This is a genomic window from Falsiroseomonas stagni DSM 19981 (genome assembly GCF_900114315.1).
Classification (GTDB): Bacteria; Pseudomonadota; Alphaproteobacteria; order Acetobacterales; family Acetobacteraceae; genus Falsiroseomonas; species Falsiroseomonas stagni.
This window is the reverse complement of the sequence record NZ_FOSQ01000008.1, coordinates 222,494-248,738: the sequence shown is the minus strand read 5'-3', so window position 1 is coordinate 248,738 and position 26,245 is coordinate 222,494. Positions and strand designations below refer to the sequence as shown.

Genomic DNA, 26,245 nt, shown 5'->3' with positions numbered 1-26,245 from the left:
CCCCAAAGGGGGCCTCTACCGCGCGGCCCGGATGGCCGCCCAGACCGTCTCCGGCCGCGCGGGCATGTCGATATGCGTCACGCCGAGCGGGCGCAGCGCATCCAGGATCGCATTGGTGACCGCCGGCAGCGAGCCGGCGCAGCCCGCCTCCCCACAGCCTTTCGCGCCGAGCCTGTTGGTCGTCGCGGGCGAGGGCAGGCTGTGGAACTCGATCGGCGGCATGTCCGATGCGCGCGGCAGTGCATAATCCATGTATGATCCCGTCAGGAGCTGGCCATCCTGCGCATAGGCGACGCGTTCCATCAGGACCTGGCCGACGCCCTGCGCCACGCCCCCATGCACCTGGCCCTCCACCATCAGCGGGTTCACGAGCACGCCGAAATCATTGACCGCGACGTAGCGCAGCAGCGTAACGATTCCCGTCTCGGGGTCGATCTCCACCTCCGCGACGTGGCAGCCATTGGGATAGGCCATCGGCGCCTCTGCGAAGATGTGAGAGACATCGAGGCTGTCGGGGACGCCTTCGGGCAGTGTCGGCGCCGTGCGCAGTTCCGCCGCGAGACGCAGCAGCGTGATCGCGTGATCCGTGCCGGCGACGATGAAGCGGCCGGCCGCGAACTCGATATCCATCGCCGCCGCTTCCAGCACATGCGCCGCCGCAACGCGCCCCTTCTCGATCACCTGGTCCGCCGCCTCCAGGATTGCCGAGCCCGAGGCCATCAGCGAGCGGGATCCGCCGCTGCCCCCGCCGGCGATGAGCGCATCCGAATCGCCCTGCAGCAGGCGCACGCGCTCCATCGGGATGCCGAGGCGGTCCTGCAGAAGCTGCGCGAAGGGCGTGCGGTGCCCCTGCCCATAGTCCATCGTGCCGGTGATGAGGGTGACCCCGCCATCAGCGTCGAAGCGGATGCCGCCCATCTCCTTCGCCGGCACGCCGGTGCATTCCAGGTAGTTGCCGATGCCGATGCCGCGCAGCAGGCCGCGCGCAGCGCTCTCGGCTCGGCGCTGCGGGAAGCCGTCGCGATCGGCCATGGCCATGGCGCTGTCGAGGATCGCGGTAAAGTCGCCGCTGTCGTAGAGCGACCCCGCGGCGCTGCGGAAGGGCAGTTCGGCCGCGCGCACATGGTTGCGCCGGCGCAGTTCCGCCGCATCGATGCCTGTCTCGATCGCCGCCGCCTCGACCAGGCGCTCCATGAAGTAGTTCGCCTCCGGCCGCCCTGCTCCACGATACGGTGCGATCGGCGCGGTGTTGGTGACATAGCCGCGTGATGAGACCTCGATGAGCGGCGTCCGGTAGTTCGAGGGGAAATTGCGCACGAAGTTGTTCGGCGCCATGTGCGGGCCGAAAGGTGTGAGATAGGCGCCGAGATTCGCCTCCGCCGAAAGCCGCGCCGCCAGGAAATGCCCGTGCGCGTCCAGCGCGAGCTCTGCCTCAACCTCATGGTCGCGCCCCTGCGCGTCCGACAGGAAGGAGGCGCTGCGGTCATTCATCCACTTCACCGGCCGACCCAGCAGGCGCGCGGCGTGCAGCACGCAGGCGTATTCGGGGAAGGGGCTGGACTTCATGCCGAAGGAGCCGCCCACGCGTTCCGTCAGCACGCGCACCTGGCCCAGCGGCACGCGCATCAGGGCGGCTATTCCCGCCCGCATGCCGAAGGTGCCCTGGCAGCCGAGACGCAGCACGTAGCGTTCCGCGCTGGCGTCCCAGGTCCCGATCGCGCCGCGCGGCTCCATGGAACAGACCGCGATGCGGTTGCTGGTCAGGCGGCAGCGCACGACATGGGCGGCCGCGGCGAAGGCGCGCGCAACCGCCGCGGCATCGCCGAAGTGATGGTCGAGCACCAGGTTGCCCGGCGCTTCGTCATAGAGCTGCGGTGCGGCGGGCGCGGCGGCGGAGGCGCAATCCGTCACGGCGTCCAGGAAGTCGATGTCCAGTTCCACGGCCTCTGCCGCATCGCGCGCGGCGTGCGGCGTTTCGGCCACTACGAAGGCCACGGGGTCGCCGACGAAGCGCACCCTGTCGGTCGGCAGCACTGGCCGCGGCACGTTGCGGAGCGGTGAGCCGTCGCGATTGATCAGCGCAAGCGTGCAGCCGAGCCGCCCATAGCCGGCCATATCGGCGCCGGTGAACACGCCGAGCACCCCCGGCATGGCTGCGGCGGCCTCGGTCCCGATGCCGATGATCCGGCCATGCGCATAGGGGCTGCGCACCATGGCGCAACAGACCTGCCCGGGCAGTTCCAGGTCATCGGTGTAGATCCCCTCGCCGCGCAGCAGCGTCGGATCCTCGAGCCGCGGGACGGCTTGGCCGACAGCGAAGCGCGTCGGCGGCGTCAGGCCTGTATCGGGCATTGGTTTCCTCTGGCGATGGCTGTATCGGATCAGGCGCGGCGCGGGCCGCGGCGGTCAGCCCGGCGCGGTGGCGCGCAGCGCCTTCACGGCCGCGGTGCCGCCGCTGAGCAGGAAGGTCAGATCGTTGCCGAGCGAGACGTAGCGGGCACCCATCGCCACGATCGCCTGCATCAGGTCGGGCCGCGAGCCAAGGCCCCCGATTCCCGCATGCTTGCCGTGGCGCCGGCAGGCCGCGATGGTGCGGGCATAGGCCTCCTTCACCAACGGATGGTCGTACTGCCCGGCAATACCCAAGGAACGACACAGGTCGTTGGTGCCGACCAGCAGCAGGTCCACACCCTCCACCGCGGCGATCGCTTCCACATCCTCCAGCGCCTCACGCGATTCCATCATCATCACCACCGCCGTCGCGTCGTTCATCGCGGCCATGGTCTCGGCGGCGGGGAAGCTGCGGAAGCGCAGTTGCGGCATCGGGCCGGGCAGCGAGCGCTCACCGATCGGCGCGAACTTGGCCGCCTGCACCACCGCCGCCGCCTCATGCGCCGAGGGCACGTGCGGTGCGATGATGCCGAGTGCGCCCGCATCGAGCGTGCGCGCGATCACCTCGGCCGACAGGCTCTGCACGCGCACCATCGGCGTCACGCCGAGCGCCTGCGCCGCCATGCAGATCTGGCCCGTGGCGTCGAGCGAGAAGCTGTTGTGCTCCATGTCCACATAGAGCGAGTCGAAGCCGGCGGTCTGGGCGATGCTCGCGATCTCGATGCCGCGCGTGAGGCGGACAATCATCGACAGGACCACCTCGTCGCGCGCCAGCTTCTCCTTCACCGTGTTGCGCACATAGTCGCGGGGCGACGAGGTCATGTCTGTTCCTTCCCGGGTTCGGCATCGGCGGATGCAGCGCGATCAGCACGACGCTTTTGTCCCACAGATGTCGCACCTGCCGCACGCGATGTCATGGCCACATGGCGAGGGTGCAATCGCGCCATCCCTGCGCGATAGCCGACGGTTATAGGAATACCGCGCGGCACGGTCGCGTTCCGCGATAATGGCTGGTTATCGCCCGTCTCGGCCAACCTATTGTGGCACCCATGGGCCTGCCCCCAACTGGAGGCACGCGTGACGGTTGGCGAAGCCGGCATGACCGGTGCCATGAGGGAGGAACGGATCCAATGCGTGTTTCCGAAGCGGAAAAAGTCCAGGCCGGCAATGTCGGCTCCATGCGCGACGGCGTGCTGTCGCAGAAGTTCCTGCTGCTTGGTGAGGAAGGCTCGCCCAACAACTATTCGATCAATGTCGGCCGCACCGGCAGCGGCGGCTGGACCACGCCGCGCCACAAGCACAATTTCGATCAGGTCCGCTACGTGTTGAAGGGCACCTATCCCTACGCCAAGGGCAAGGTGATGACGGAAGGCACCGTCGGCTACTACCCCGAGGGCGTGCCCTATGGCCCGCAGGACCGGCCCGAAGGTCTTGAGATGATGGTGTGCCAGTTCGGCGGCGCCAGCGGCCAGGGCTACATCAGCGTCCATGAGCGTGAGGCCGCGAATGCGCGGCTTTCGCAGCGCGGCAGCTTCAAGGACGGCATCTACACCTGGTTCGACGACAAGGGCCAGAAGCACAACCAGGACGGCTTCGAGGCCTGCTTCGAGGAAGTCATGGGCCGCAAGCTGGAGTATCCGAAGCCGCGCTACGAGGACATCGTCCTGATGCACCCGGAAAACTACGCCTGGGTGCCCGATGCCGCGCCGGGCGTGGCGACCAAGTGGATGGGGATCTTCGGTGAGCGGCTGGCGAAGATCGGCTTCGTGCGGATCGATGCCGGCGCGACCTTCGGCGCGGGCACGGAGGACTCGCTGGAAGTGATGTTCCTCGCCGAGGGCAGCGTCACGCTGAATGGCGACACCTATGGTCCGCGCAGCGCCTTCGAGTTCAAGGCCAAGGAAGGCCCGATCGCGATGACTGCGAGCGAGGACGCCACGCTGCTCCGCATGGTCCTGCCGAAGTTCTGAAGCCGCTGCCGGCCGGGAGGAACACTTGCCCCGCAGGCGCGGGGATCGCGCATCGCGGCGCCCATCGGCGCCGCGCAACGAAAGCCGGGAAAAGGAAGCGACAATGACGCGGATCTCGCGGAGAACCCTGTTCGGTGGTCTCGCGGCCATCGGCCCCCTTGGCGCGGCGCGAGCACAGGCGCCCTTCCCGACGCGCCCCATCAGGTCCATCGACCCGAACCCGCCCGGCGGCGGCAGCGACTTCGTCTCCCGCACCCTGGGCGAGCGTGTCGCGGCCCTGCTGGGCGTCCAGGTGATCGTGGAGAACCGCGCCGGTGGTGCCACGACCATCGGCGCCACCTTCGTCGCGCGTGCCGCCCCCGACGGCCACACCCTGCTCACCATCACCACCGCGGGGATCGTGCAGGGCGTGATCCAGGAAGGGCTCCCCTACAGCCTGGAACGCGATTTCGCGCCGATCATCGGCGTCGGTTCCGTGCCGCTGGCCCTGGCCGTGTCCACGGCCTCCGGCATCCGCACGCGCGAACAGCTTGTCGCCGCCGCGCGAACCGCCAACGGCATCTCCTACGCCTCGGGCGGCGCCGGCACGATGTCGCATCTCGCCTGCGTGCGCCTGCTGAACGAGATCGGCGGCACCGGCGTGCACGTGCCCTTCCGCGGCACCGCGCCTGCCCTCCAGGCGCTGGCGGGCGGCCATGTGCAGATGATGTTCCCCGGCGTGCCCGATGTGCGGCCCGTCGTCGCCTCCGGCCATGCGCGGCTGCTCGCCGTCACCTCGGAGGAGCGCATCGCGGATCTGCCCGATGTACCGACCACGAAGGAACTCGGCTTCACCGATTTCAATCCGCGACTCTGGTACGGCTTCGTCGCCCCGGCCGGCACGCCGCAGCCCATCGTGGCGCGGCTGCACGACGCCTATGCCCGCGCGCTGCAGGAGCCCGACACGCGCGGCCGCCTGACCAGCCGCGGCTTCACGATCGAGATCCAGGGCCCGGAGGAGACGGCCGCGCTGATGCGCGCGGAGACGGCACGCTGGGGCGAAGTCGTGCGCGCGAATAATCTGCGCGCGACGGATTGAGGCCGGTGCAGGCCGCCGGCGAGCCTGATCGCTGCATCGGCTATGTTGGCCTGGGCAATATGGGCGGCCCCCTGGCGCGCCGGCTGCAAGCCGCGCGGCCGATCGCGGTGCACGACCTCAGCGCGGCGGCGATGGAGGATCTGCGCAGGCTCGGCGCCACGCCGCATCAGCGCCTCGCGGATCTCGCCCAGCGCTGCGACGTGATCCTGCTCTGCCTGCCCACCACGGATCATGTCCGCGAGGTCCTTCTCGGCGCGGGCGGCATCGCCGAGGCGGCGCGGCCGGGCACGCTGGTCATTGACCAGACCTCGGGCGACCCGGTGGCAAGCCGCGCGCTGCGCGATGCGTTGCAGGCGCGCGGGATCGACTTCGTCGATGCCCCTGTCAGCGGCGGGCCCGAAGGCGCGGTGGCTGGCACCATCGCCATCCTGGTCGGCGGCACCGCGGCGCAGTTCGAGCGCGCCGCCGCCGTGCTGCGCGGCATCAGCCCCAATGTCGTGCATGCTGGCGAATTTGGCTGCGGCTACGTCGCCAAGCTCGCCAACAACCTGCTCTTCACCGCGACGCGGCTGATGACACTGGAGGCGGTGGCGCTGGCGGCCAAGAACGGGGTGGAGCCGCGCCGGATGGTCGAGATCATGCTGAAGGGGTCGTCGCGCAACTTCTTCCTCGAACACGCGATGGTGCCGCGCATCCTGACCGGCGCGCTCGATGGCGGGTTCAGCCTGAAGCTTCTGCACAAGGATGTGCGCCTGGCCACCCAGCTCGGCCTCGCCTCCGAAGTGCCGCTGCTGCTCGGCAATCTCGTGCGCGAATTCTACCAGCTCTGCATCGCGGAAGTCGGTGCCGAAGCGCCGGCCAATGCGGCGGCGCTCGTGATTGATCGCATCGCCGGCACCGCCATCGTGCCGCGCCCGGCCCAGGAATAGCGCCCATGCCCGAGACGCCCCCCGTCCTGAGCTACCCGATGCTCGAGGGCATGTCCTATCCGCGGCTGGACGCGGACAACCTGGTGCGGCGCATCAAGGACGAGGCCGAGCTCCTCGCTTTGCCGCAGGCGCTGCGGGATGGTGTGCGCGTGCTGATGACCAGCGCCACGCGCGGTTGCAGCGCCGGCGTGGCGGCGGCGCTGCCCGCGCTGCGCCTCGTCATCTCCCAGGGCGCGGGGCAGGACCGGCTCGACCTCGCGGCGCTGGCCGCACGCGGCGTGCGGGTGCGCAGCGTCGGCGAGGCACTGACCGAGGATGTGGCGGATCTCGCCATGGCGCTGGCGCAGATGTGCTCGCGCCGCCTGGTGCGCGCCGATGCCTTCGCGCGCGGCGGCGCCTGGCGCAGCGGGCGCTTCGAGGTCGGGCACAGCCTGGTCGGCGCCACCATGGGCATAGCGGGGCTGAGCGGCCGCATCGGCCAGGCCATCGCCCGCCGGGCGGAGGCCTCCGCCATGAAGATCGCCGGGTTGCGCCGCCCCTCGAATGCGGGCCTCGGCGTGCCGCTCTTCGACGACATGCGCGCGCTGGCGGCGGCGAGCGACGTGCTCGTCCTCGTCCTGCCCGGCCAGAAGGCGCTACGCCATGTCGTGGGGCGGGAGGAGCTGCGCGCGCTGGGCCCGACGGGGCGGCTGGTGAATGTCGGCCGCGGCGATCTGGTGGACACGGACGCACTGATCGCCGCGCTGGAAGCGGGCGAGATCTTCGGCGCCGGGCTCGACGTGCTGGAGGGCGAGCCGGCCGTGCCGCAGCGCCTCGCCGAACAGCCCAACCTTGTCATCACGCCGCATATCGGCGCGGCCACCTGGGGTGCGCGGGCCCGCGGCGCGCGCATCGCGGAAGACGAAGTGCTCGCCAGCCTCGGCTGAAGGGCGCCCACGACACAAAACGGGGAGACGACAGGAATGACTGTTATCAACATCGGACGGCGCGGCGCGCTGGCTTCCGCCATGGCCCTGCTGGCCTATCCCGCCGCCGCGCAGGCAAGCTTCCCGACACGGGCCATCCGCCTCATCGTGCCCAACCCGGCCGGCGGCAGCGGCGACACGATCACCCGCATCATCGGCGATCGCCTGGGCGTCGAGCTCGGCGGGCAGGTGGTGGTGGACAACCGGCCGGGCGCGGCAACGACCATCGGCACCACCGCGGTCGCCCGCGCCGAGCCGGATGGCTACACGCTGCTCAGCCTGCCGAGCTCCGGCCTGGTGCAGACAGTGCTGCGCGCCCGCCTGCCCTACGACCTGACCCGCGACTTCGCGCCGGTGCTCGGCATCGGCTCCATCCCGCTGGTGCTGGTCGCCGCCGCATCCAGCACTATCCGCACCCTCGACGACCTGCGCCGTGCGGCGCGCAGCGGCGACGGGATCTCCTACGGCTCCGGCGGCGCGGGGACCATCGGTCACATCTCCGGCGCGCGGCTGCTGGGCGAGCTGGGCGGGCGCGGCACCCATGTGCCCTTCCGCGGCAATGCCGAGGTGCTGCAGGCCATGGCGGGCGGCCATGTGCAGATCATGTTCGCCTCGGTGGCGGAGGTGCCGCCGCTCGTCGCCGCGGGGCATCTGCGCGCCCTTGGCGTCACCGCGGCGGCGCGCGAGCCTTCGCTGCCGGAGACGCCTACGATGCGCGAGCTGGGCTTCGCAGATTTCGAGCCGAGCACCTGGTATGCCTTCATGGCGCCGGCCCGCACGCCACAGCCGGTCCTGTCGCGGCTGAGCGCCGGCTTCACCGCCGCGCTGGCCGATCCGACGGTGCAGGCGAAGCTGCGGGAGCTGAGCTTCACCACCGAGATCCGTAACCCCGAGCAACTTGCCGCCTTCCTGCGCGAGGAAGCCCATGCCTGGGGCAAGGTGGTGCGGGAGAACAACCTGACCGCCAGCGACTGACGCCGCACGCTGTTCGAGGGAAAAGAGCGCGCGGCCTCGACTATCGCCGCGCGATGCTGTTGGCGACGGCGCGGGCGATCCAGGGGCCCGTCGCCATCACGAAGAGGAAGCGCGCGGTCTGCATCGCCATGACGAAGGCCATGTCGGCCCCGCCCGCCATGCCGATGATCGCCACGGAATCGATTCCGCCCGGGCTGGTGGCGAGGTAGGCCGTCAGCGGATCGATCCCCGCGAAGACCACCAGCAGCGCCGCGAAGCCGGCGCAGAGCGCGACCAGCGCCACGGTGCCCGCCAGCAGCCCCGGCAGCGCGCGCATTGCGTGCAGCACGATGGGCCGGTCGAAGCGCGATCCCACCTGCCAGCCCACCACGGCATAGGTGGGCGCCAGCAGCCAGGGCGGCAGCTCGATGGTCACCAGCCCGCTATTGCCCATCACGGCGCCGAGCATCATCGGGATCAGCAGCGAGCCCATGGGCAGGCTGACCCGGGCGGCGATGAACAGGCCGACCGCCGCGACCAGGAGCGTGGCGGCGAAGGCGGTGAGATCCGGCAGGACGAGCCAGCTGGCCGGGTTCGCCGCCGGCACGCCAAGGCCCGTCCACCACCCCGCGACGATGGTCGCCACCACCACAGCCATCACCAGGCGCAGATACTGCATGAAGGCGACGAGCCGCACATCCGCGCCCTGGCTGCCCGCCATGATGATCATCGCCGTCGCCGCGCCCGGCGCCGCGCCCCAGACGGCGGTGGTGCCCGGCAGCACGGCCCAGCGCGCGAGCAGCCAGCCGATTCCGCTGCTCGCCGCCACGACGAACAGCACGCCCGCCAGGAAGAGCGGCCAGTCCTTCAGCAGTTCAACCAGTGTACCAGCGGAAAGCGACCGCGCGATCAGCAGGCCGACCACCGCATGGGTCGCCTTGAACAGGCGCGCGGGCACCACGCAGGCCGCGCCGCAGATCGCCATCACGGCAGCAACGACCAGCGGTCCAAGCAGCAAGGCCGCGGGCACGCGCAGCCAAGCCAGCGAGGCCCCCAGCAGGACCGAAAATGCGATGAGCCATGCCCACCGCACGGGCGCGGGCGCCCGGTTCACTCCGTCAGGCGGATGTTGTTCTCGGTGATCAGGGTGCGGAACAACGCGGCCTGTGCGGCGATGAACTGCGCCAGCGGCTCACCCCGGATCACATCGGCCTGGAAGGCGAGCGGCGTGAAGCGCTCGACGAAGGCGGGCGAGCGGACAACCTTCTCCATGCCGTCACCGAGCTTGGCGACGATGGCGGCCGGCGTGCCGGCCGGCGCGACAAAGCTGTACCACAGCCGCGAATCGATCTGCGGAATGCCCAGCTCGGCGGTCGTCGGCGTGTCGGGCAGGTTGTTGGCGCGCTCCTTCGAGGTCACGGCCAGCACCCGGATATGCCCCTGGCTGCTCAGCGCGGCCGCCTCGCGCGCCGAGGGGAACATCATCTCGGTGAAGCCGCCGGCCAGCGCCTGCAGCCCCTGCGGGTTGTTGCCATACGGCACATGCACGCCGCGCCCGCCGATGGCGGTGAGGAATCGCACGCCGGTGAGATGGCCGAGCGTGCCGGGCCCGCCGCTGGCGAAGGTGACGCCATCGCCCCGGCTGGCCGCGGCCCTGAGGTCAGCCAGGCTCCGGATCTCCGATTTCGCGGACACCACCAGCGCCATCGGATAGCCGCCGATACCGATGATCGGAGCGAAGCTCGCCGTGGTGTAGCCCAGCCGCGGACGCAGCACGGTCTGGATGATGCTCGCCATGTGCATGCACAGCAGCGTGTAGCCATCGGGTTCCGCCTGCGCGGCGGCGAGGCCGCCGATCGTGGTCGAGGCGCCGCCGCGATTGTCCACGACGATCGGCTGCCCGAACTCGGGCGCCATCGCCTGCGCGATGAAGCGGGTGAGCGTGTCGTCATCGCCGCCCGGCGGGTTCGCGACGATGATCCTCACCGGCCTTGTGGGAAATGCCTGCTGGGCACGGGCCGGCGCCGCGCCGAGGGCGCCGGCCGCAGCCAGGGCGGCCGAACCGAAAGCCAGATGTCTACGCGTGAGCATTGCTTCGCCTCCCTCAGGTCAACGCTTTCTTCCGGAGCGCCCGATGCATCGTAGGAGTGCCGATTTGCCGCCACCATCGGCGCGCAGCGCGCGGGTATAGAAGCGCGTTATACCGGCTGTCGTTGCGCTGTCGGTCGCTACCAGCCATGCGTCATCCCGCCGTCGCAGGCGATGGTCTGGCCGGTGATGAAGCCAGATGCCGGGGCGGAGAGGAACAGCGCCAAGCCTACCAGATCTGGCGGCACCATCCCGCGCGGCAGGCATTGTTCCTGCATCTGCGCGGCCCGGCGTTCGGGCGTGGTGTTCACCGCGCGCTCGACCTCGGTGGCGACGGCCCCTGGGCGGATGCAATTCACCGTGATGCCATGCACGCCGACCTCGCGCGCGATGGAATTCGTCATGCCGATGATCGCCGATTTGGAGGCGACGTAGTGCAGGTAGTTCGTCACGCCCTTGCGCACGGCGTTGGAGGAGATGGTGATGATGCGGCCCCATCCCGCCTGGCGCATGGCGGGCAGCACGGCGCAGATGCTTAGATAGGTGCCGGTGATGTTGACGTGCAGCACCCGGTTCCACTCCTCCAGCGGAATCTGGTCGAAGGGCATCTTGTTCAGCGCGGAGAAGATCGCCGCGTTGTTGACCAGCACGTCGATCCTGCCGAAGCGCTCGAGCACCTGCGCGACCATCGCATCGAGTGAGGCGCGGTCGCCGACATCGACCTGGAGGGCGAGGCCGCGCCCCCCGGCCAGCGCAATCTCCTGCTCCACGCGCCTGGCATTGGCGATGTCGAGATCGGCGATGATCGGGATGGCGCCGGCGGCCGCGTATTGCCGCGCGAATTCCCGCCCGATGCCCTGCCCGGCGCCGGTGACGATCACCACGCGATCGCTGACGCTGAAGTCGCGCGCATCCCGGGGCACGCCCGAATCCTGCGGCGCGAAGACGGAGGTGAGGTGGTTCATGCGGATGATCCGTTGGTTCGGGCTTTGTGGGTGGTGCGGGGCGCGGCAATGGTGGCGCGCGGTGGTGGTCGGTGGCGGCACGGGCCTCTGTGGCGCGGCATCAGGCGTTCCCCTTGCACGGCGCGACCTTGGCACGGAAAGCGTCGGCGGCATCGCAGCGCGGCGCAGGCGGGCGGCTGCGCTATAACGCCGCGTTATGCGATCCTGCCCGCGCGCGTCGCGGGGGCATGGGCGGCACCAACCTCGCCGGAACCTGCTCGCATGGGTGCGGCGGCGATGCCTTGCCGGCGTCAGACAACGGGTCGGGGCCCTCGCCCACGGCCAACCCCACCGCCGCGATCGCCTCGACCAGTTCGCGGCTCGCGGGGGTGAGCGGAAACTGCTCCCGGAAGATCACGGCGATGTCGCGGTTCAGCAGCGGGCCGCCGATCGGCAGCGGCCTGATGCGCCCCTCGCTCACCTCGGCATCGATCGCGGAAGCGGGCAGCATCGCGAGGCTGTCGCTGCCGGCCACAAGCGCCTTCAGGCAAGGGACAGAGCCGCATTCGGTGAGTTGCCTCGGCATGGTCGCGCCATCCGACGCCAGCGCCTTTTCCAGCAGCGTGCGATGCCGGCCCACCATCTGGATGACCCAGGGATACTGCGCCAGCGCCGACCATGTGACCTGCGGCAGCGCGAAGGCGGGGTGGCCCGGCCGGGCGATCACGTGCAGCCGGTCGCGGAACAGCACGCGCTGCCTCAGCCCCTCGATGTAGCCATACCATTCCGTCTGCGCGATGATGAAGTCGAGTTCGCCGCGGATCAGGCTCAGCAGTGCCTCCACCTGGATCCGCTCCGTGATGCGCAGGACCGGATCGGGGTGTCGCTGGCGCCACTGGCAGATCGCCTTCGGCATGATCACCGGCGTCAGGCTCGGCAGCGTGCCCATCGCGATCGTGCCGTCATCGCGCTGGCGCTGGTCGCTTAGTCGGTGCTTCGCGCGCTGCACCTCGTCGCGGATCAGCCTTGCATGGGCGTAGATGAGTTCGCCGAGTGGCGTCGGCGTCGCCCCCTGGGAGGTGCGCTCAAGCAGCCGCGCGCCGAGGCTGTGCTCAAGCCGCGCGATGGAGGTGGAAAGGGCGGGCTGCGACACGCCGACCTTCGTCGAAGCCTTCTTGAAGCTGCCTTCCTCAATGACGGCCACAAGATGAATGAGCTTGCGCGGATCCATCGCCACTTCCTCCCCGGCGCCACGGCATGGCCTGCCCGGTCAAAGGCCGGCAACCCTGCGTGACTATGCTTGTTCGTTGCGACCTTGCGTCGATGGCCCGCCGTCTTTGTGGCGCGCCGCTATAACTGGTGACCTATGGCCACCCGCCCCGCAACCATGCCGGGTAGCTTTAGGGTATCGGTGCGCCGAGAGCCCGCCGCCAGCGATAACCCGATGTTATGGCAGCCTCGCGCGCGGTCTTCCGGGCGCCCCTGCCCACACCTAGCCTGCCGCCGCGACGGGGTTTTCCTCGGGAGGCGCCCGGCCGTCATTTCCGGAAGAGGAATCAGGAAACGGCCATGAACGAGGATCGGGACTCCGCTGCCACCGGCGCTGGCGCGCCCTTGCCGGCGGGAAGGCTGGCCGGCCGCCGCATCGTCGTCACGGGCGCGGCATCCGGCATCGGCCTCTGCACGGCGCGGCTCTTCGCCTCAGAAGGGGCGCGGCTGATCCTGTTGGACCGCGCGGGCGACAGCCTCGCCCCGGTGGCCGCCGAACTGGGCGCACATGCATGCGCCGTCGATGTCACGGACGAGCCGAGCGTGGCCGCCGCCATCGCGGATGGCGCGGCGGCGCTCGGGGGGATCGATGGCGTGGTGAACGCCGCCGGCATCATGATCCGCGGCATGGTGGCGGAGGTCGATGCTGCCCGCTGGCGCCAGATCCTCGAGGTCAACTTGACCGGGACCTACATCGTCGTCCGAGCCTGCCTGTCCTGGCTGACCCAAGGCCCCGGCAGCACCATCGTGACCATCGGCTCGGCCCAGGGGTTGTTGCCCAATGCGCCCGGGTTCACGGCGTATGCGGCCTCCAAGGGCGGGGTGGTGAACCTCTCACGCGCGCTTGCAGCGGAGTTGGCGCCTGCGATCCGCGTGAACTGCATCTGCCCGGGCATGGTCGATACCCCGATGGCAGATGGCTACCGGGCCAATGTCGGCAATTACGCCCTGCGCCGTCTGGCAGATCCGCTGGAGATCGCCCGCGCCATCCTGTTCCTGACCAGCGCGGAGTCCTCCTACGTGACCGGCGCGACGCTGGCTGCCGACGGGGGACGATCCTTCCACTGAGGCGTGCCCCGCCGGCAGCAGGATCAAGGCGCGGCAGTCGTCGCGGATGGCGGCCACGGCACAAAGGCGTCCATCTGGGCGGCCATGCCGCAGGGTCGGTCGGATCGGTCAAGCGCAAGCTGAGGCTCCGCGTCGCCCGGATACGTTCCGCGCGGTTCGTCCGAGGTCTCCACCAGATGGCGTCGGGTCTTGTCGATGTCCCAACTCCCGTCAGGCTCACGGGCCAGGCGGTTGGTCTGTCCGGCCTTGCGCAAGGCGGTGTCACTGACGCCGAGGCGCTACGCCGCCTCGCGTGTTGAGGCGGTAAGTTCCGGCAAGGCGGCGACCTCCCGCCGCGTCTAAAGGCGGGCCTGGTCGCTGCGCTTACGCATGAGCCGGCAGGCGCTGAACTCGGAGGCGATTCAGGCCGGCCTGTTGTCTGTGCTGCTGGGGCCGGGGGCACTGTAGGAACGGCTTCGGCGTGGCGAGGAAGGTGGCGAAGGGGCCAGATAAGCTCGGGAGTTGCGCGTCCAGGCTCAGCCGGCAGGCGGTCGGAATACGGAAACGCCCCAACCTCGCCGTCACAAAATATGAATGATTTCAGTCGCTTGAAGCTTGTAGGGTAAATCACCCCACCCCCGAGCTTCGGAGACTTTGGGGCCTCCGGAGAGAGAACTCCGGGTTCGTGGCGTTCTCCAACCCTCAAGCCGGCGCGGAAAAACCCCATGAAGCCTGCGGTTCACAGCGCTACTCAGGACGGGGAAATGTGAGGTTGGGAAACCGACTGGAGCGGGCGAAGGGATTCGAACCCTCGACCCCAACCTTGGCAAGGTTGTGCTCTACCCCTGAGCTACGCCCGCGCTCCGTTCGGCGTGGCGGGTAACTACCATGCCGGCGGTGGATTGCAAGCACCCCCTCTCGACCATGGACAACGCGGCGCGCAGGGGCAGGATGCGTCCGCTGCATGGCAACGCCATCCCCAGGACCCGATCGCCCATGGAAACACCCGAAGGCCTGCTCGCCCGGCTTGATGCGCTCGGGATCGAGGCGCGGACCGTGCGCCACCCGCCGGTCTTCACGGTGGCGGAAAGCCAGGCGCTGCGGCCGGACCTGCCAGGGGGGCACTCCAAGAACCTGTTCCTCCGACCTGCCAAGGGGGAAGGGCCCTTCCTGCTGCTGGTGCTGGAGGAGGAACGCCGCGCCTCCGTCAACGCGCTGGTGCGTGCCGCCGGCGCGCCGCGCAGCGCCTTCGCGGAGGCGGAGCACCTGCGCGCGCAGCTCGGCGTGGAACCGGGCTCGGTCACGCCCTTCGGCATGGTGAATGCCCGGCCCGGCGCGGTCCGGGTGGTGTTCGACCAGGGGTTGATGGAGGGGTTCGAGTGGGTGAATTTCCATCCGCTGACCAACACCATGACCACGGCGATCCGGCCCGCGGACATGCTGCGCTTCCTGCGGGGGCTCGGCCATGAACCCGCCCTGCTGGCGGTGCCGGAGGCGGGCTGAACGCCACCCCCCGCTTGCTTCGCGGCCCGCGTGGCGCATCTATGCACCAAGAACCCCCCCTCGCCGTGCCCATCGGGCGCGGCCGGACCGAGGAAAAGCTGCCATGGACGTGATCTTCGACCCGACCCGCCAGACGGCGCCCGGCGGTTCCCCGGGCGGCGGCGACGTCATCAAGGACGGTGACCAGCGGACCTTCATGGCCGACGTGGTGGAGGCCAGCAAGGAAACGCCGGTCCTCGTCGATTTCTGGGCGACCTGGTGCGGCCCCTGCAAGACGCTGACGCCGACGCTGGAGAAGGTGGTCCGCGCCGCGCAGGGCCGGGTCAAGCTGGTCAAGATCGACATCGACAAGAACCGCCAGCTGGTCCAGCAGCTGGCGCAGATGGGGCTGCCGCTGCAGTCGGTGCCGACGGTGGTCGGCTTCGTGCAGGGCCAGATCGCCGACCTGTTCCAGGGCGCGCTGCCGGAAGGGGAGGTGAAGAAGTTCATCGAGAACCTCCTCAAGATGGGGGGCAGCCAGAGCCCGGCGGCCGACCTGCTGGCGGAAGCCAAGGCGGCGGTCGAGGCCGGTGACCATGCCGGGGCGGTGGAGCTGTTCGCGGCGCTGGCGGAGCAGGAGCCCGAGAACGCCGAGGCCCTGGCCGGCATGGCCCGCTGCCTGGTGGCGCTGGGGGAGGAGGAGCAGGCGCAGGAGGTGATCGACCAGGTCCCGGCCAAGATCCGCGACCATGCCGAGATCGCCTCCATCCGATCGGCGCTTGAACTGGCCGCCGAGGGCCGCAGGGCGCGGGAGAAGCTCGGCGAGTTCGAGCGGCGCCTGGCGGCGGACCCGGATGATCACGCCGCGCGGATCGACCTGGCCGTCGCGCTGAACGCCATGGACAAGCGGGCCGAGGCGACCGATGCGCTGATCGAGGCCATCAAGCGCGACAAGGCGTGGAACGAGGAAGCGGCGCGCAGGCAGTTGCTCAAGTTCTTCGAGGCCTGGGGCTTCACGGACCCGGCGACCCTTGCGGGACGGCGGAAGCTCTCCACCCTACTGTTCCGCTGATCATCGCCGCCCCAGCCCGGGGCGCGGGGTGACACGCGGCGCCATAGTGACCGCCGGGCGAATTGGCCCGGCGGCGGAAACGGAACCGATGCCCCCCTTCCATCCCGCCTTCGACGAGCTGCCCGCGGAGATCCCGATCTTCCCGCTCTCCGGCGCGCTGCTGCTGCCGGAAGGCCGGCTGCCGCTCAACATCTTCGAGCCGCGCTACCTTGCGATGGTGGAGGACAGCCTGGCCGCCGGGCGGATGTTCGGCATGGTGATGCCCGACCCCGCCCTGCTGCGGACGGAAGTCGGCAGCCAGGTCTACCGGGTGGGGTGCCTCGGCCGGCTGTCCTCCTTCGCGGAGACGGATGACGGGCGCTACCTGATCACGCTGACCGGCGTCATCCGCTTCCGGGTGATGGAGGAGGTGGGCCTGCGCCGCGGCTACCGGCGCGCGCTGGTCGAATATGGCGACTACGCGCCGGACCTGATGGTGGGGCAGAAGCCCCGGATCGACCGGGAGGCACTGGTCGGCGCGCTGCGCCCCTATTTCAAGGCGCGGGGGATCGAGGCGAACTGGGATGCAGTCGAGAACACCGGCGACGCCATGCTGGTGACGACGCTCTGCATGGTCTGCCCCTTTGATGCGCGGGAGAAGCAGGCCCTGCTGGAGGCCCGCGGGCCGGAGGAGCGCGCATCCATGCTGGTGGCGCTGATGCAGATGGATGCCCATGGCCATGGCATGGCGCCCGAGGGGCGGCCAAGCTAAACCGGCCCTGTCTGACGGAGCCTGACGATGAGCGAGACGAGCGCCGGCGCGGTGGACCCGCGGCTGCTGGAGATCCTGGTCTGCCCGGTCACCAAGGGGCCGCTGCGCTATGACCGCGAAGCCGGCGAATTGGTGAGCGAGAAGGCGGGCCTGGCCTATCCCGTGCGGGACGGCATCCCCATCATGCTGCCGGACGAAGCGCGCAAGCTGGGCTGACAGGCCCGTCCCGGAGTAGGCGCTGATGGCGAAGCTCACGGAAATCCGGCTGAACCGGGCCGAGAAGCGGCTGGAGCTGGCCTGGGAGGACGGCACAAGGGCGGCCCTGGCGGCGGAATATCTGCGCGTCGAAAGTCCCTCGGCCGAGGTGCAGGGGCATGGACCGGGGCAGCGGGTGATCGTGCCCGGGCGCCGGCATGTCGGCATCATGCGGGTGGAGCCGGTCGGCCATTACGGCGTTCGGCTGGTCTTCGACGACCTGCACGACACCGGCATCTACAGCTGGGACTTCCTCCGCCAACTGGTGGAGGAGCAGGAGGCGCGCTGGGCGGCCTATGAACAGGCGCTGGCCGCCAAGGGGCTGTCCCGCGATCCGCCGGCCAGGCGGGGCGCCGGGGCTTCCGGCGCCGGTCCGGGGTGATGGCGGCGTCGGCCGGTCCCGCGCGGCGCGCATCCCCGAGAATACTGCCGATTTAGGGCTTTTAGGACGTTTAGCACCGATTCAGCGGTGGCTTTGGACAAATACCCGGCCCCGGGCGGGGCGGGTGGGGGTTCGGATGGGGCGGTTTCAAGGAGCCGCCCGGGGGCACCGGGCGTACCCGGAACATACCGTGAACATAAGGCCGGACGCCAGCGGAATCGGTGTTCGGGTTCGTGGGGCGGGGCTCAACGGGGGGCAGGGGCCTGGTGGAGGGCGAGGAGGCGGGCGAGGGCGTCTTCCTCCGCGATGTCAGCGGGCCAGCCATAGGCGGCGGCGACGGCGGCATCGAGGCGGGCATGGAGGCTATCCAGCCAGGCACCCTCCGCCGTGCCGCGCGGGTTGTAGAGGTTCGTCAGGGTGCGGGCGCGGAGGTCCCGTTCATGGCCGAGGCGGGGGATGAGGCGGTCCGGGTAGCCGGGGACCACTTCCGACACACGCTCCCCCATTCCGGCGGATTGAGCCAGGCGTCCCGGGCCTCGACCAGGGCTTTCGCGGCCGCCGTGATGACGATGGCGCGGGGCGGCGGCGGCGTAGGTGGCGGCCCCGGATGCTGTTGGTGCTGGCCAGCCCGGCGCAACTGGCCCAGCCATCCTCGACCGATTCGCGCGATTTCTCGAACCAGTAGCAGACGAGGTCGGCGCCGCCCGGAACCCTCCCGGTATCGGCGCGGCGTCCCACTCCGCGCGGAGGGGGCGTTGGATGCAGGGTTCGATGATGCGGGCGATCCTGGTGGCCTCGGTGTGGTGGGCGCCGATCTACTTTTCCTTCTCCGGGTCCAGGCCGCGTTCGAAGAGGGTGCCGAGGATCGAGGGTTCGATATCCGCCCAGGCTCGTTCCGCGGCCTTCTGCAGGGCGGCGTTGCTGTCGAAGAGGCCGCCATTGAACCATTCGATGGCTTCCATGCCGACCTCGCCCCCCGTGCGCATGGCGACGAAGAGCTGGCCGGCCAGTTTCGGGAAGCGGTCGGGGAAGCGGTGGGAGGTGGCGAGCATTTTCGCGATGAGGCAGCAGCCCGGCCTTGTCGGCGAAGAGGCAGAAGACGATGCGGTTGATGAAGTGGGCGACCGCGAAGGCGTCATGCCCGCGGGCGCGCAGCCGCCGGGCGAGGTCCGCGAAATCGGTCGCGGCTGCGGCCGTGGGGGCTTCGCGCATCTGGCCGGGGTGGAGGCGTTCGGGGTCCGAGAGGAGCCATTTGAGTTTGCGGAGTTCGCGCGGGTCCCGCATCGCGTCCAGCGGGATCTCGTGGATCTGGCTGACGGCGTTGGTCCAGGCGGTGCGGATGGCGATCTTGTCGAAGTCGCAGGCGGCGATCAGGGGTGGGCTGTCCAGGCTGAGGGTGTAGCGCTGGAGCTGGTTGAAGGCCGGGCGGAGGTCCGCGCCGTGCCCCTTGTATTCCATGGCGAAGTGGCCGCCTTCGGGGTTGGCTTCGTTGGCGGTGGGTTCGCCGAGCAGGCGGCAGAGGTCGTTGAATTATTCGACCTAGGCCGCGCGTTCGCCGCGCGTGTTGGCCTGCCATTCGGCGATGAAGTCGTCCGGCGTCATGCGCCGCGGGGAGGGCAGCGCCCTCCCTGCTGCCGTCATCCCCGGCCGAGGAACGGCCGTGCCGCCGCCAGCGCTGCCGCGCACCCTGGCGCCGCGTCCCGCAGCACCGCTTCGGGCGTGGTGCTGCCGATGGTGGCTCCGATGGCGGTGGAGATGGCCCACCAGGGATCGTCCATGGCGCGGTCCACCAGCCGTGGCGTGGCGTCCGTGGCGCAGCGCGTCACCTGTTCGACCACGGCGGCCGGCGCCCGGCCGGCTTCCATGGCCGTCGCCAGGCCGGATTGGAGCGGCCCCATCAGGAAGGTGGCGATGAACCAGGCGAAGAGGGCCTCGATCATCTCAGGCGTTCCCCAGGTCCTGGCGGCGGCCGCGGATCAGGGCGTGGGCGAGGCCGGCGAGGGCCAGGATCGCCACGATGGCGGTGGTGGCGCGGGATGCGGTGGCGGGCCCGGCTTCCCCCGCCAGCAAGGCCGGAAGCTGGGGCAGGGCGGTGCCGCCGCCCATCAGCGCGATGGCGCAGACGAAGGCGCCGAGCCCGGCCGCGGCCCAGGGGTTGCGGAGGAAGGACGCGCCGAGCGCGATGGCGCCGAGGATGGCGGGGATCAGGGCTGTCCAGTGCACCGTGCCGCTGGGCAGCAGGTAGCCGGCGGCGCCGATGACGAGGAGGACGAGGCCCGCGGCGCGCAGCACCCCGGCCAGGCGGGGGTTGGGCGCGGAGGGTTGGCTGGTGCTGGTCATGGTCGAGGCCCCCATGTCGTGGCGCCGGTGTCTGCCGGGCGGCACGAGGTGGTGATCCGACATCGCGCGGCCTGTCCCGCTTGCGGCGGGCAGGGCGCGCCAGAGGGGCCCGGATCGATGGCGCGGAGATGGCCTTGGCCCGGGGGCGGTTCAAGGTGGGGCGGTTCAAGCCCGTGGGTCAGCCGAGCGCGTGCACCACATCCTTCACCGCGCCCAGCACGCGGCGGGTGGTGGCGAAGAGGGTGATGAACTCATAGGCGATCAGGACGACCGCGAGGGACAGCCAGGCGGGGGCGTGGCGTTGCAGCCGGGCGAAGCCCCGCAGCGGTGCCTCCGGCCAGGGCAGGGCCATGATGAGGCGCGTGAGCGCCACGCCGATCGCCGCGCCGGCCAGCAAATCCGTCAGGTAATGGAAGCCGAAATAGAGGCGCGGGAAGCAGACGACGAGCGCGGCCCAGAGGGCGGCGACCAGGCCGAGGCGACGGGAGAAGGCCCAGGCGGCGGTGGCCAGCGCCGCGGCCAGGACCGCGTGGTCCGAGGGGAAGGAGGACCACTCCCCCAGCGTCGGCAGGGCGGCGGATTGCGGGAAGAGATCGGGCGGCAGGGTGAGGCGCGGGCGGTCCCGCGGCGGCATCGAATCCTGGATGAAGCGGCCGAAGGCGATGGTGAGGATGACGCCGGCGAGGCTGCCGAGGACGCGACGCGATCGTGCGGCCGGTGCCTCCCCCGGTGCGCGGGCCAGCCAGGCATAGGCGGCGCAGAGCACCGGGACGCCGAGCTTGGCGAGGTCCACGGTCAGGAGGAAGCGCAGCGCCCAGTCGAAGACCTCCGACCGGCCGGACAGGGATTGGATGAGGGAGAGGCCGGCCGCGTCGATCGGGTTGAGGGGCGGCGTCGGCAGCGGTTCGTTCACAAGGACACCCCGGTGTGGCGGGGGGCGGAATGCCGCGGGCTCGCCGAAGGTTCCGCCGGGCCGGCGTCATCCGCGTCAATGTGAGGAGAGCCCTGCGATGGCGGCGCGGCGATCCACCCCGGCGGAGGCGCTGGCACGCGGGACAGGCGCGCGGCCGGGATGGCCCGGGCCGGCCAGTGGGCAGGAACGTCCCCGGCGACGTGCCGTGGTGCGGCCTCTCCGGCGCGCAGGCGCCGGCCATGCCGTGCTGGCGGCTGATGCCGGCCTGCGGTGAGGCCTTTGGCAGCCGCCCCGGGAATGGGGCTGGCGCGCGATGCTAACAGGTGGCTGGGCGTGGGTGCGCGGGGCACCGCGCCGCCGGAAGATTAACGATCTAATAATAAAATTTGTCTTTTTTCCAAGTGAGCGGTTCCGGTCCCGTGACAGGGTCCCCGCCAGATGCAACCGTCATGGTTACACGGGGATGCCGCGATGCTGGAGCCGATACGGTCACAACTGCTTCAGGCCCGAACGCCGGGTCCCGAACCGATCGGCCTGTAGCGAGCGATGCTGTGCCACCGCGTCCTGCAGGCGGTCTCCGGCGGGCTGGACGCCCTCGATAGCCTCGGCGTGCCGGCCCTCGCACTCGACGAGGAGGACCGGATGCTGCGGTGGAGCCCGGAGCTGCTGGGCCTCTTCCCGGAGCATGCCGGACACATCAAGGTCGGCGAGCCCTATGCCGAGGGCCTTCGCCGCCTCTTCCGGGGCAAGCTCGATGCGACAGAACTGCCGCATATCGATCGCTACATCGCCGAGGCGATGCAACGCCACCGCTGGCAGGATGCGCCTTACGAGTTCCTGTATCATGGCCGCTGGATCCGCGCGAATGTGCTGCGCCTGCCCGGCATCGGCAGCCTGCGCTTCTGGCACCTCGTCGCCCCACGGCGGGATGGTGACACGCTGGCGGCGAGCATGGTGGGTTCCGGTGGGCAGGTCGATGGCGAGATCATCGACCGGCTCGCGGACGGGCTGGTGGTGCGGGATGCAGAGGGCCGCATCCTGCGCGCCAATCGCCGCTTCGCGGAGACCTACGGGCTGGCATCGCCCGCCGATGCCATCGGGCGTAGCTTCCCCGACATCCTCGATGTGGCCTGCACCGTGCCGGCGGAGAATGAGGCAGCCAGGCACTGCTGGTCCAAGAATTCACTCGTCCCGGGCGCACCCTTCGAACTGCCCCTGCCGGGCGACCGCTGGGTGCGGGTGCGGGAACATCGCACGCATGATGGCCGCCTGATCGGCACCCACGTCAATGTGACGGACCTCGTCCGCCTGCGGCGCAGTGCCGGCGAGGCGCGCATGCGCGCGGAGGACCTCGCGGCGCGGCTCGCCCGGGAAATCGAGGAGCGCAAGCGGACGGAGGCGCAGCTGATCCAGTCCACGCGGATGGTCTCGCTCGGCCAGATGGCGACGGGACTGGCGCATGAATTGAACCAGCCCCTGGCCATCATGGTCCTGGCCGCGGATGCGGCGATGCTGACGCTGCAGCGATCCGGCGCCGACGCCATTCCGGAAGCCCTGGCGCGGCTCGACAGCATCGCCACGACCGCGCTGCGCGTCCGCGAGATCATCGACCATCTTCGAAGCTTCGGGGGGCAGGATGACGGGGACGCGGTGTTGGAGATGCTGGACCTCGGGGAGGTCGCGCGGCGCGCGCTCCTCCTCACGGCGGCGTCCATCCGGGCGTCCGGCATCGCGCTGACCCTGTCCCTTCCCCCGGCGATTCCCGGGGTGATGGGCCGGCCGAACCCGCTGGAACAGGCGATCATGAGCCTGCTGCTGAACGCGCGTGATGCGGTCGTGGCAACGAGGCGGCCCGATGGGGCGATCCGGCTGGCGGTCGAGGCGATGGAAGGGCAGGTCGTGCTGACCGTGGCCGACAATGGCGGCGGCTTGTCCGCCAGCGCGCTGCGGCATGGGCTGGAGCCGTTCTTCACGACGAAGGATGTGGGCAAGGGGGTCGGGCTTGGCCTCGCCCTGGCCTACACGGCCATCACGGCCTGTGGCGGCAGCATCGCGCTGGGCAACGAGGATGGCGGGGCGGTGGTTCGGGTCACGCTGCCCGCGCTGGCGCCGGCCGGCATGTCCCCGGGCTGATCCGGGGCAACTGCCCTGGGGGCCGTCAGCCCCGCGTCAGCAACCCCTGCCCGCCGAGCAGCCCTGTCACCCCCGGCCCCATGCCCATCGCCCGTTCCGCGAAGGCGCGCTTCAGCCGCGGCATGCGGTCCACCGCGGCGATGCCGATGCGGCGCGCCAGGCGAACAGGGCCGAAATCATTGCCGAACAGCTTTTCGAGGCCATGGCAGGCGGCGAGCATCAGCCCGGCATCGGGGCGGGCGCGGCGGTCGTAGCGGGCCAGGACGGCGGCGCTGCCCGGGTCCTCGTTGGCGGCGACCGCTTCGATGATCGCCTCGGCGAGGGCGGCGACGTCCCGGAAGCCGAGGTTGAGGCCCTGGCCGGCGACGGGATGGATGCCATGGGCGGCATCCCCCACCAGCGCGAGCCGGGTATCCACCTGGCGGGACGCCCAGAGCGCGGTTAGCGGATAGGACCAGCGGCGGCCGATCGGCCTGATGCGGCCGAGATGGTCGCCGAGGCGGCGCGCCAGTTCGCGGCCGAAGGCAGCGTCATCCATCGCCAGGAAGCGGGTGGAGAGGTCGCGGCGATCCGCCCAGACGAAGGCGCTGGCATGGGGGAATTCCGACGTGCCGAAATTCCCGGGGCCGGCGAGGGGCAACTGGGCGAAGGGGCCGTTCGGCAGAAACATCTCCAGCGCCGTGCCGTTGTGCGGCTTCTCATGCGCGAAGGCGCCGACCATGCCGGTCTGGCCGTAGTCATGCCGCGCGACGGTGATGCCGGCCTGCTGGCGCAGCGGGGAGTTCCGACCCTCCGCCGCCACGACCAGGCGGGCCTGGATGGTGGTGCCGGCGTGGGGGCCTTTCGTCAGGCGGAGGGTGGCGCCCTCGGCGCTGCGGGTGACGCTGGCTTCCGCGGGGGTGAAGACGTGGAGGTTGGGCAGATGGGGCAGGCGGGCGTTCAGCGCGACGCGCAGCGCCCGGGCCTCGACCATCCAGCCGAAGGGGGTGTCGGCGCCCGGTTCCGAGACCTCCGCCGCGTTGAAATCGAGCTTGAGGGAGGAGGGGCGGTGGCCGGGGCGGCCATCGGCGACGCGGATGTGGCGGATGGGCTGGGGGGTGCCGGGCAGGCGGTCCCAGATGCCGGCGGCGGCCAGCAGGCGCTGGCTGGTGAGGGCGATGGCATAGGCGCGGCCGTCGAAATCCGGGAGTTCCATGGGCGGCAGGGGCGCCTGGTCCAGGATGGCGGTGGGGATTCCGGCGGCGCCCAGGGTGGCGGCGAGGGTGGCGCCGACGGGGCCGGCGCCGACGATGGCGACCGAGACGTCGAGGTGGGTCGTTGGGCTCATGGGGGTGAGAGTCGGCCTGGAATCGCGGTTCGGCAAGGGTCTGTCAGGAAACAGGCAATTGCCCAAATTTTGTGCTGTGTTCGAATGCTGCGATGCGGCATGGCAACCAACAGGCGAGTGAGTCCCTGGCGCAACGGTGTTGCGCGCGGGTGGCACGGTCCTTGGATTGGACTCCGGCCACAAGCCTTGGAAGGGGATCTACGGCGCGATGAAGCTGGTGATGGCGATCATCAAGCCCTTCAAGCTGGACGAGGTGCGCGATGCGCTCACCCCGCTCGGCGTGCAGGGGCTGACGGTAACCGAGGTGAAGGGTTTCGGCCGGCAGAAGGGCCAGACCGAGATCTACCGCGGTGCCGAGTACCATGTGAGCTTCCTGCCGAAGCTCAAGATCGAAGTGGCCGTGCCCGCCGAGATGGTGGATGCGGTGGTCGAGGCGATCGCGGGTGCCGCGCGCACCGGCAAGATCGGCGACGGCAAGATCTTCGTCCTGGATGTGGAACGCGCGCTGCGCATCCGCACGGGCGAGACCGACGACCAGGCGCTGTGACCATGCAGGGCCGGGATTCAACACCGATGACGGGGAATGGGGGAATGAGGATGCTTGCGCGCGCCGCGGCCATGGCGCTGCCGGCGATGCTCGCGGCTGCGCCGGCCTTCGCGGAGGACGCGAAGATCGACACGGGCGACACGGCGTGGATGCTGACCAGCACGGCGATCGTGCTGATGATGACCGTGCCCGGCCTGGCGCTGTTCTATGCGGGCATGGTCCGCAAGAAGAACGTGCTGGCGACGATGATGCAGTCCTTCGCCATCACCGCGCTGGTCGCGGTGCTGTGGATGGTGGCCGGCTACAGCCTCGCCTTCGGCGAGGGCAATGCCTATATCGGCGACGTGTCCCGCCTGCTGATGGGCGGCATGGCCGAGAACTGGGACAAGCCCTTCACGCTGGGCAGCGGCGACGCCGCGGTGGCGACGACGATCCCCGAGAGCGTCTTCGCGATGTTCCAGATGACCTTCGCGATCATCACCGCCGCCCTGATCACGGGCGCGGTGGCGGACCGGATGAAGTTCTCCGCGCTGATGATCTTCGTCGCGCTGTGGACGCTGCTGGTCTATTCGCCCGTCGCGCACTGGGTCTGGCACCCGAATGGCTGGATCTTCGCCCTCGGCGCGCTGGACTTCGCCGGCGGCACGGTGGTGCACATCAATGCCGGCGTAGCCGGTCTGGTGGCGGCGATCGTGCTCGGCAAGCGGGTCGGCTACGGGACGGACAACATGTCCCCCTACAACCTGACCTTTGCCGTGATCGGCGCGAGCCTGCTGTGGGTGGGCTGGTTCGGCTTCAACGCGGGCTCCGCCGTCGGCGCCGGCGCGCGTGCGGGCATGGCGATGCTGGTGACGCAGATCGCGGCCGCTGGCGCGGTGCTGGCTTGGCTGATCGCGGAATGGGCCACCAAGGGCAAGCCTTCGGTCCTGGGTGCGATTTCCGGCGCGGTGGCGGGCCTCGTCGCCATCACCCCGGCGGCGGGCTTCGTGCTGCCGGGCTCCGCGCTGGTGATCGGCATCGTGGCCGGGCTGGCCGGGTTCTGGGGGGCGACCGCCCTCAAGCACTGGTGCGGCTATGACGACAGCCTGGACGCCTTCGGCGTGCACGGCATCTGCGGCATCACCGGCGCGCTGCTGACGGGCCTCTTCGCCTACGGCCCGCTCTCGGCCTCGGCGTCCACGCCGGAAGGCTACGGCGCGTCGCTGTCGCAGTTCCTGATCCAGATCTACGCGGTGGCGGCGGTCTTCGTCTTCACGGCGGTCGCGACCTACATCCTGCTCAAGATCGTGGACGCCATCGTCGGCCTCCGCGTCAGCGAGGAGGAGGAGCGCGAGGGCCTGGACGTGACGCTGCATGGCGAGCGGATCGGCTGACACCCCCCGCCTTCGGGGTGAGTGAGGGACGCCGG

At 70.2% G+C, this 26,245-nt stretch carries 26 protein-coding genes and 1 tRNA gene; 14 read left to right on the top strand and 13 right to left on the bottom strand.

Annotated features, from left to right (window positions below; genetic code table 11):
- Positions 1–15: 15 nt before the first annotated feature.
- Positions 16–2,352, bottom strand: a complete 2,337-nt coding sequence (locus BM041_RS20070) for a xanthine dehydrogenase family protein molybdopterin-binding subunit (protein WP_092961668.1) — start codon at positions 2,350–2,352, stop codon at positions 16–18.
- A gap of 54 nt (positions 2,353–2,406) precedes the next feature.
- The gene (locus BM041_RS20065) at positions 2,407–3,213 is read right to left on the bottom strand and encodes an HpcH/HpaI aldolase family protein (RefSeq protein WP_092961667.1); all 807 of its coding nucleotides are present in this window, start codon (positions 3,211–3,213) and stop codon (positions 2,407–2,409) included.
- Between the two features lie 308 nt (positions 3,214–3,521).
- Here BM041_RS20065 and BM041_RS20060 point away from each other — a divergent pair, with 308 nt between their 5' ends.
- The 5 genes from BM041_RS20060 to BM041_RS20040 all read left to right on the top strand — a co-directional run bounded on the left by BM041_RS20060 (position 3,522) and on the right by BM041_RS20040 (position 8,308).
- Positions 3,522–4,361: a cupin domain-containing protein gene (locus tag BM041_RS20060; protein ID WP_092961666.1), complete on the top strand. Its 840-nt coding sequence runs from the start codon at positions 3,522–3,524 to the stop codon at positions 4,359–4,361.
- 103 nt (positions 4,362–4,464) lie between these two features.
- Positions 4,465–5,439 (top strand): Bug family tripartite tricarboxylate transporter substrate binding protein, encoded by a 975-nt coding sequence (locus BM041_RS20055; RefSeq protein ID WP_092961665.1) that lies wholly within the window; start codon positions 4,465–4,467, stop codon positions 5,437–5,439.
- A 5-nt stretch (positions 5,440–5,444) separates the two neighbouring features.
- A complete protein-coding gene (locus BM041_RS20050) occupies positions 5,445–6,368 on the top strand; it encodes an NAD(P)-dependent oxidoreductase (protein WP_217648782.1) in 924 nt (307 codons plus the stop codon).
- 5 nt (positions 6,369–6,373) lie between these two features.
- Positions 6,374–7,294 (top strand): NAD(P)-dependent oxidoreductase, encoded by a 921-nt coding sequence (locus tag BM041_RS20045; RefSeq protein ID WP_092961664.1) that lies wholly within the window; start codon positions 6,374–6,376, stop codon positions 7,292–7,294.
- Between the two features lie 36 nt (positions 7,295–7,330).
- Complete coding sequence (locus tag BM041_RS20040) at positions 7,331–8,308, top strand: Bug family tripartite tricarboxylate transporter substrate binding protein (protein ID WP_092961663.1); 978 nt, start codon at positions 7,331–7,333, stop codon at positions 8,306–8,308.
- 40 nt (positions 8,309–8,348) lie between these two features.
- Here the strand turns inward: BM041_RS20040 and BM041_RS20035 are convergent, their stop codons facing one another.
- The 4 genes from BM041_RS20035 to BM041_RS20020 all read right to left on the bottom strand — a co-directional run bounded on the left by BM041_RS20035 (position 8,349) and on the right by BM041_RS20020 (position 12,550).
- Positions 8,349–9,380, bottom strand: coding sequence for an AbrB family transcriptional regulator (locus BM041_RS20035; protein ID WP_092961703.1), 1,032 nt, complete (start codon positions 9,378–9,380; stop codon positions 8,349–8,351).
- Between the two features lie 17 nt (positions 9,381–9,397).
- Positions 9,398–10,273 (bottom strand): tripartite tricarboxylate transporter substrate binding protein, encoded by an 876-nt coding sequence (locus BM041_RS20030; protein ID WP_217648780.1) that lies wholly within the window; start codon positions 10,271–10,273, stop codon positions 9,398–9,400.
- 242 nt (positions 10,274–10,515) lie between these two features.
- Positions 10,516–11,340, bottom strand: a complete 825-nt coding sequence (locus BM041_RS20025) for an SDR family NAD(P)-dependent oxidoreductase (RefSeq protein WP_092961661.1) — start codon at positions 11,338–11,340, stop codon at positions 10,516–10,518.
- A gap of 181 nt (positions 11,341–11,521) precedes the next feature.
- A complete protein-coding gene (locus tag BM041_RS20020) occupies positions 11,522–12,550 on the bottom strand; it encodes a LysR family transcriptional regulator (RefSeq protein ID WP_092961660.1) in 1,029 nt (342 codons plus the stop codon).
- 338 nt (positions 12,551–12,888) lie between these two features.
- On the opposite strand from BM041_RS20020, the gene BM041_RS20015 reads away from it, so the two are divergent.
- Positions 12,889–13,656 carry an SDR family NAD(P)-dependent oxidoreductase gene (locus BM041_RS20015; protein WP_092961659.1) on the top strand — a complete coding sequence of 256 codons (768 nt, stop codon included), beginning with the start codon at positions 12,889–12,891 and terminating at the stop codon, positions 13,654–13,656.
- A gap of 764 nt (positions 13,657–14,420) precedes the next feature.
- Here the strand turns inward: BM041_RS20015 and BM041_RS20005 are convergent.
- Positions 14,421–14,495, bottom strand: a tRNA-Gly gene (locus BM041_RS20005).
- A gap of 136 nt (positions 14,496–14,631) precedes the next feature.
- Here BM041_RS20005 and BM041_RS20000 point away from each other — a divergent pair.
- From BM041_RS20000 to BM041_RS19980, 5 genes are all read left to right on the top strand, one after another.
- Positions 14,632–15,138 carry a prolyl-tRNA synthetase associated domain-containing protein gene (locus tag BM041_RS20000; protein WP_092961702.1) on the top strand — a complete coding sequence of 169 codons (507 nt, stop codon included), beginning with the start codon at positions 14,632–14,634 and terminating at the stop codon, positions 15,136–15,138.
- 103 nt (positions 15,139–15,241) lie between these two features.
- Positions 15,242–16,189 (top strand): thioredoxin family protein, encoded by a 948-nt coding sequence (locus BM041_RS19995; RefSeq protein ID WP_092961658.1) that lies wholly within the window; start codon positions 15,242–15,244, stop codon positions 16,187–16,189.
- An 88-nt stretch (positions 16,190–16,277) separates the two neighbouring features.
- Positions 16,278–16,940, top strand: coding sequence for an LON peptidase substrate-binding domain-containing protein (locus BM041_RS19990; RefSeq protein WP_092961657.1), 663 nt, complete (start codon positions 16,278–16,280; stop codon positions 16,938–16,940).
- A 27-nt stretch (positions 16,941–16,967) separates the two neighbouring features.
- Positions 16,968–17,156 (top strand): Trm112 family protein, encoded by a 189-nt coding sequence (locus BM041_RS19985; RefSeq protein ID WP_092961656.1) that lies wholly within the window; start codon positions 16,968–16,970, stop codon positions 17,154–17,156.
- Positions 17,157–17,181: 25 nt separating this feature from the next.
- On the top strand, positions 17,182–17,577 hold the full coding sequence (locus BM041_RS19980) for a gamma-butyrobetaine hydroxylase-like domain-containing protein (RefSeq protein ID WP_092961655.1): 396 nt from the start codon (positions 17,182–17,184) through the stop codon (positions 17,575–17,577).
- 245 nt (positions 17,578–17,822) lie between these two features.
- Here BM041_RS19980 and BM041_RS19975 read toward each other — a convergent pair whose 3' ends face one another.
- The 5 genes from BM041_RS19975 to BM041_RS19950 form a co-directional block, all read right to left on the bottom strand.
- Positions 17,823–18,071 carry a hypothetical protein gene (locus BM041_RS19975; RefSeq protein WP_217648778.1) on the bottom strand — a complete coding sequence of 83 codons (249 nt, stop codon included), beginning with the start codon at positions 18,069–18,071 and terminating at the stop codon, positions 17,823–17,825.
- Between the two features lie 321 nt (positions 18,072–18,392).
- Positions 18,393–18,629 carry a type IIL restriction-modification enzyme MmeI gene (locus BM041_RS19970; RefSeq protein WP_092961653.1) on the bottom strand — a complete coding sequence of 79 codons (237 nt, stop codon included), beginning with the start codon at positions 18,627–18,629 and terminating at the stop codon, positions 18,393–18,395.
- A gap of 585 nt (positions 18,630–19,214) precedes the next feature.
- Positions 19,215–19,517 carry a hypothetical protein gene (locus tag BM041_RS19960; RefSeq protein WP_092961651.1) on the bottom strand — a complete coding sequence of 101 codons (303 nt, stop codon included), beginning with the start codon at positions 19,515–19,517 and terminating at the stop codon, positions 19,215–19,217.
- Position 19,518: 1 nt separating this feature from the next.
- Positions 19,519–19,917: a hypothetical protein gene (locus BM041_RS19955; RefSeq protein WP_139226108.1), complete on the bottom strand. Its 399-nt coding sequence runs from the start codon at positions 19,915–19,917 to the stop codon at positions 19,519–19,521.
- Positions 19,918–20,095: 178 nt separating this feature from the next.
- On the bottom strand, positions 20,096–20,830 hold the full coding sequence (locus BM041_RS19950) for a phosphatase PAP2 family protein (RefSeq protein WP_092961649.1): 735 nt from the start codon (positions 20,828–20,830) through the stop codon (positions 20,096–20,098).
- Between the two features lie 546 nt (positions 20,831–21,376).
- Here BM041_RS19950 and BM041_RS19945 point away from each other — a divergent pair.
- Complete coding sequence (locus BM041_RS19945; RefSeq protein WP_092961648.1) at positions 21,377–22,963, top strand: sensor histidine kinase; 1,587 nt, start codon at positions 21,377–21,379, stop codon at positions 22,961–22,963.
- 25 nt (positions 22,964–22,988) lie between these two features.
- Here the strand turns inward: BM041_RS19945 and BM041_RS19940 are convergent, their stop codons facing one another.
- Positions 22,989–24,290 (bottom strand): FAD-dependent monooxygenase, encoded by a 1,302-nt coding sequence (locus BM041_RS19940; RefSeq protein ID WP_092961647.1) that lies wholly within the window; start codon positions 24,288–24,290, stop codon positions 22,989–22,991.
- Positions 24,291–24,498: 208 nt separating this feature from the next.
- Here BM041_RS19940 and BM041_RS19935 point away from each other — a divergent pair, with 208 nt between their 5' ends.
- Complete coding sequence (locus BM041_RS19935; protein WP_092961646.1) at positions 24,499–24,837, top strand: P-II family nitrogen regulator; 339 nt, start codon at positions 24,499–24,501, stop codon at positions 24,835–24,837.
- A 44-nt stretch (positions 24,838–24,881) separates the two neighbouring features.
- Positions 24,882–26,210, top strand: coding sequence for an ammonium transporter (locus tag BM041_RS19930; RefSeq protein ID WP_092961645.1), 1,329 nt, complete (start codon positions 24,882–24,884; stop codon positions 26,208–26,210).
- The last annotated feature ends 35 nt before the right edge of the window (positions 26,211–26,245 follow it).

Excerpts from the sequence above, each read along its gene's own strand:
- BM041_RS20055 (WP_092961665.1), top strand. The coding sequence starts at position 4,465 with ATGACGCGGATCTCGCGGAGAACCCTGTTCGGTGGTCTCGCGGCCATC.
- BM041_RS20060 (WP_092961666.1), top strand. The coding sequence starts at position 3,522 with ATGCGTGTTTCCGAAGCGGAAAAAGTCCAGGCCGGCAATGTCGGCTCC.
- BM041_RS20065 (WP_092961667.1), bottom strand. The coding sequence starts at position 3,213 with ATGACCTCGTCGCCCCGCGACTATGTGCGCAACACGGTGAAGGAGAAG.
- BM041_RS19995 (WP_092961658.1), top strand. The coding sequence starts at position 15,242 with ATGGACGTGATCTTCGACCCGACCCGCCAGACGGCGCCCGGCGGTTCC.
- BM041_RS20025 (WP_092961661.1), bottom strand. The coding sequence starts at position 11,340 with ATGAACCACCTCACCTCCGTCTTCGCGCCGCAGGATTCGGGCGTGCCC.
- BM041_RS19960 (WP_092961651.1), bottom strand. The coding sequence starts at position 19,517 with ATGATCGAGGCCCTCTTCGCCTGGTTCATCGCCACCTTCCTGATGGGG.
- BM041_RS19945 (WP_092961648.1), top strand. The coding sequence starts at position 21,377 with ATGCTGTGCCACCGCGTCCTGCAGGCGGTCTCCGGCGGGCTGGACGCC.
- BM041_RS20000 (WP_092961702.1), top strand. The coding sequence starts at position 14,632 with ATGGAAACACCCGAAGGCCTGCTCGCCCGGCTTGATGCGCTCGGGATC.
- BM041_RS20020 (WP_092961660.1), bottom strand. The coding sequence starts at position 12,550 with ATGGATCCGCGCAAGCTCATTCATCTTGTGGCCGTCATTGAGGAAGGC.
- BM041_RS20015 (WP_092961659.1), top strand. The coding sequence starts at position 12,889 with ATGAACGAGGATCGGGACTCCGCTGCCACCGGCGCTGGCGCGCCCTTG.
- BM041_RS19970 (WP_092961653.1), bottom strand. The coding sequence starts at position 18,629 with ATGCTCGCCACCTCCCACCGCTTCCCCGACCGCTTCCCGAAACTGGCC.
- BM041_RS19955 (WP_139226108.1), bottom strand. The coding sequence starts at position 19,917 with ATGACCAGCACCAGCCAACCCTCCGCGCCCAACCCCCGCCTGGCCGGG.
- BM041_RS19985 (WP_092961656.1), top strand. The coding sequence starts at position 16,968 with ATGAGCGAGACGAGCGCCGGCGCGGTGGACCCGCGGCTGCTGGAGATC.
- BM041_RS19930 (WP_092961645.1), top strand. The coding sequence starts at position 24,882 with ATGAGGATGCTTGCGCGCGCCGCGGCCATGGCGCTGCCGGCGATGCTC.
- BM041_RS20040 (WP_092961663.1), top strand. The coding sequence starts at position 7,331 with ATGACTGTTATCAACATCGGACGGCGCGGCGCGCTGGCTTCCGCCATG.
- BM041_RS19935 (WP_092961646.1), top strand. The coding sequence starts at position 24,499 with ATGAAGCTGGTGATGGCGATCATCAAGCCCTTCAAGCTGGACGAGGTG.
- BM041_RS19990 (WP_092961657.1), top strand. The coding sequence starts at position 16,278 with ATGCCCCCCTTCCATCCCGCCTTCGACGAGCTGCCCGCGGAGATCCCG.
- BM041_RS19980 (WP_092961655.1), top strand. The coding sequence starts at position 17,182 with ATGGCGAAGCTCACGGAAATCCGGCTGAACCGGGCCGAGAAGCGGCTG.
- BM041_RS20045 (WP_092961664.1), top strand. The coding sequence starts at position 6,374 with ATGCCCGAGACGCCCCCCGTCCTGAGCTACCCGATGCTCGAGGGCATG.
- BM041_RS19940 (WP_092961647.1), bottom strand. The coding sequence starts at position 24,290 with ATGAGCCCAACGACCCACCTCGACGTCTCGGTCGCCATCGTCGGCGCC.
- BM041_RS20070 (WP_092961668.1), bottom strand. The coding sequence starts at position 2,352 with ATGCCCGATACAGGCCTGACGCCGCCGACGCGCTTCGCTGTCGGCCAA.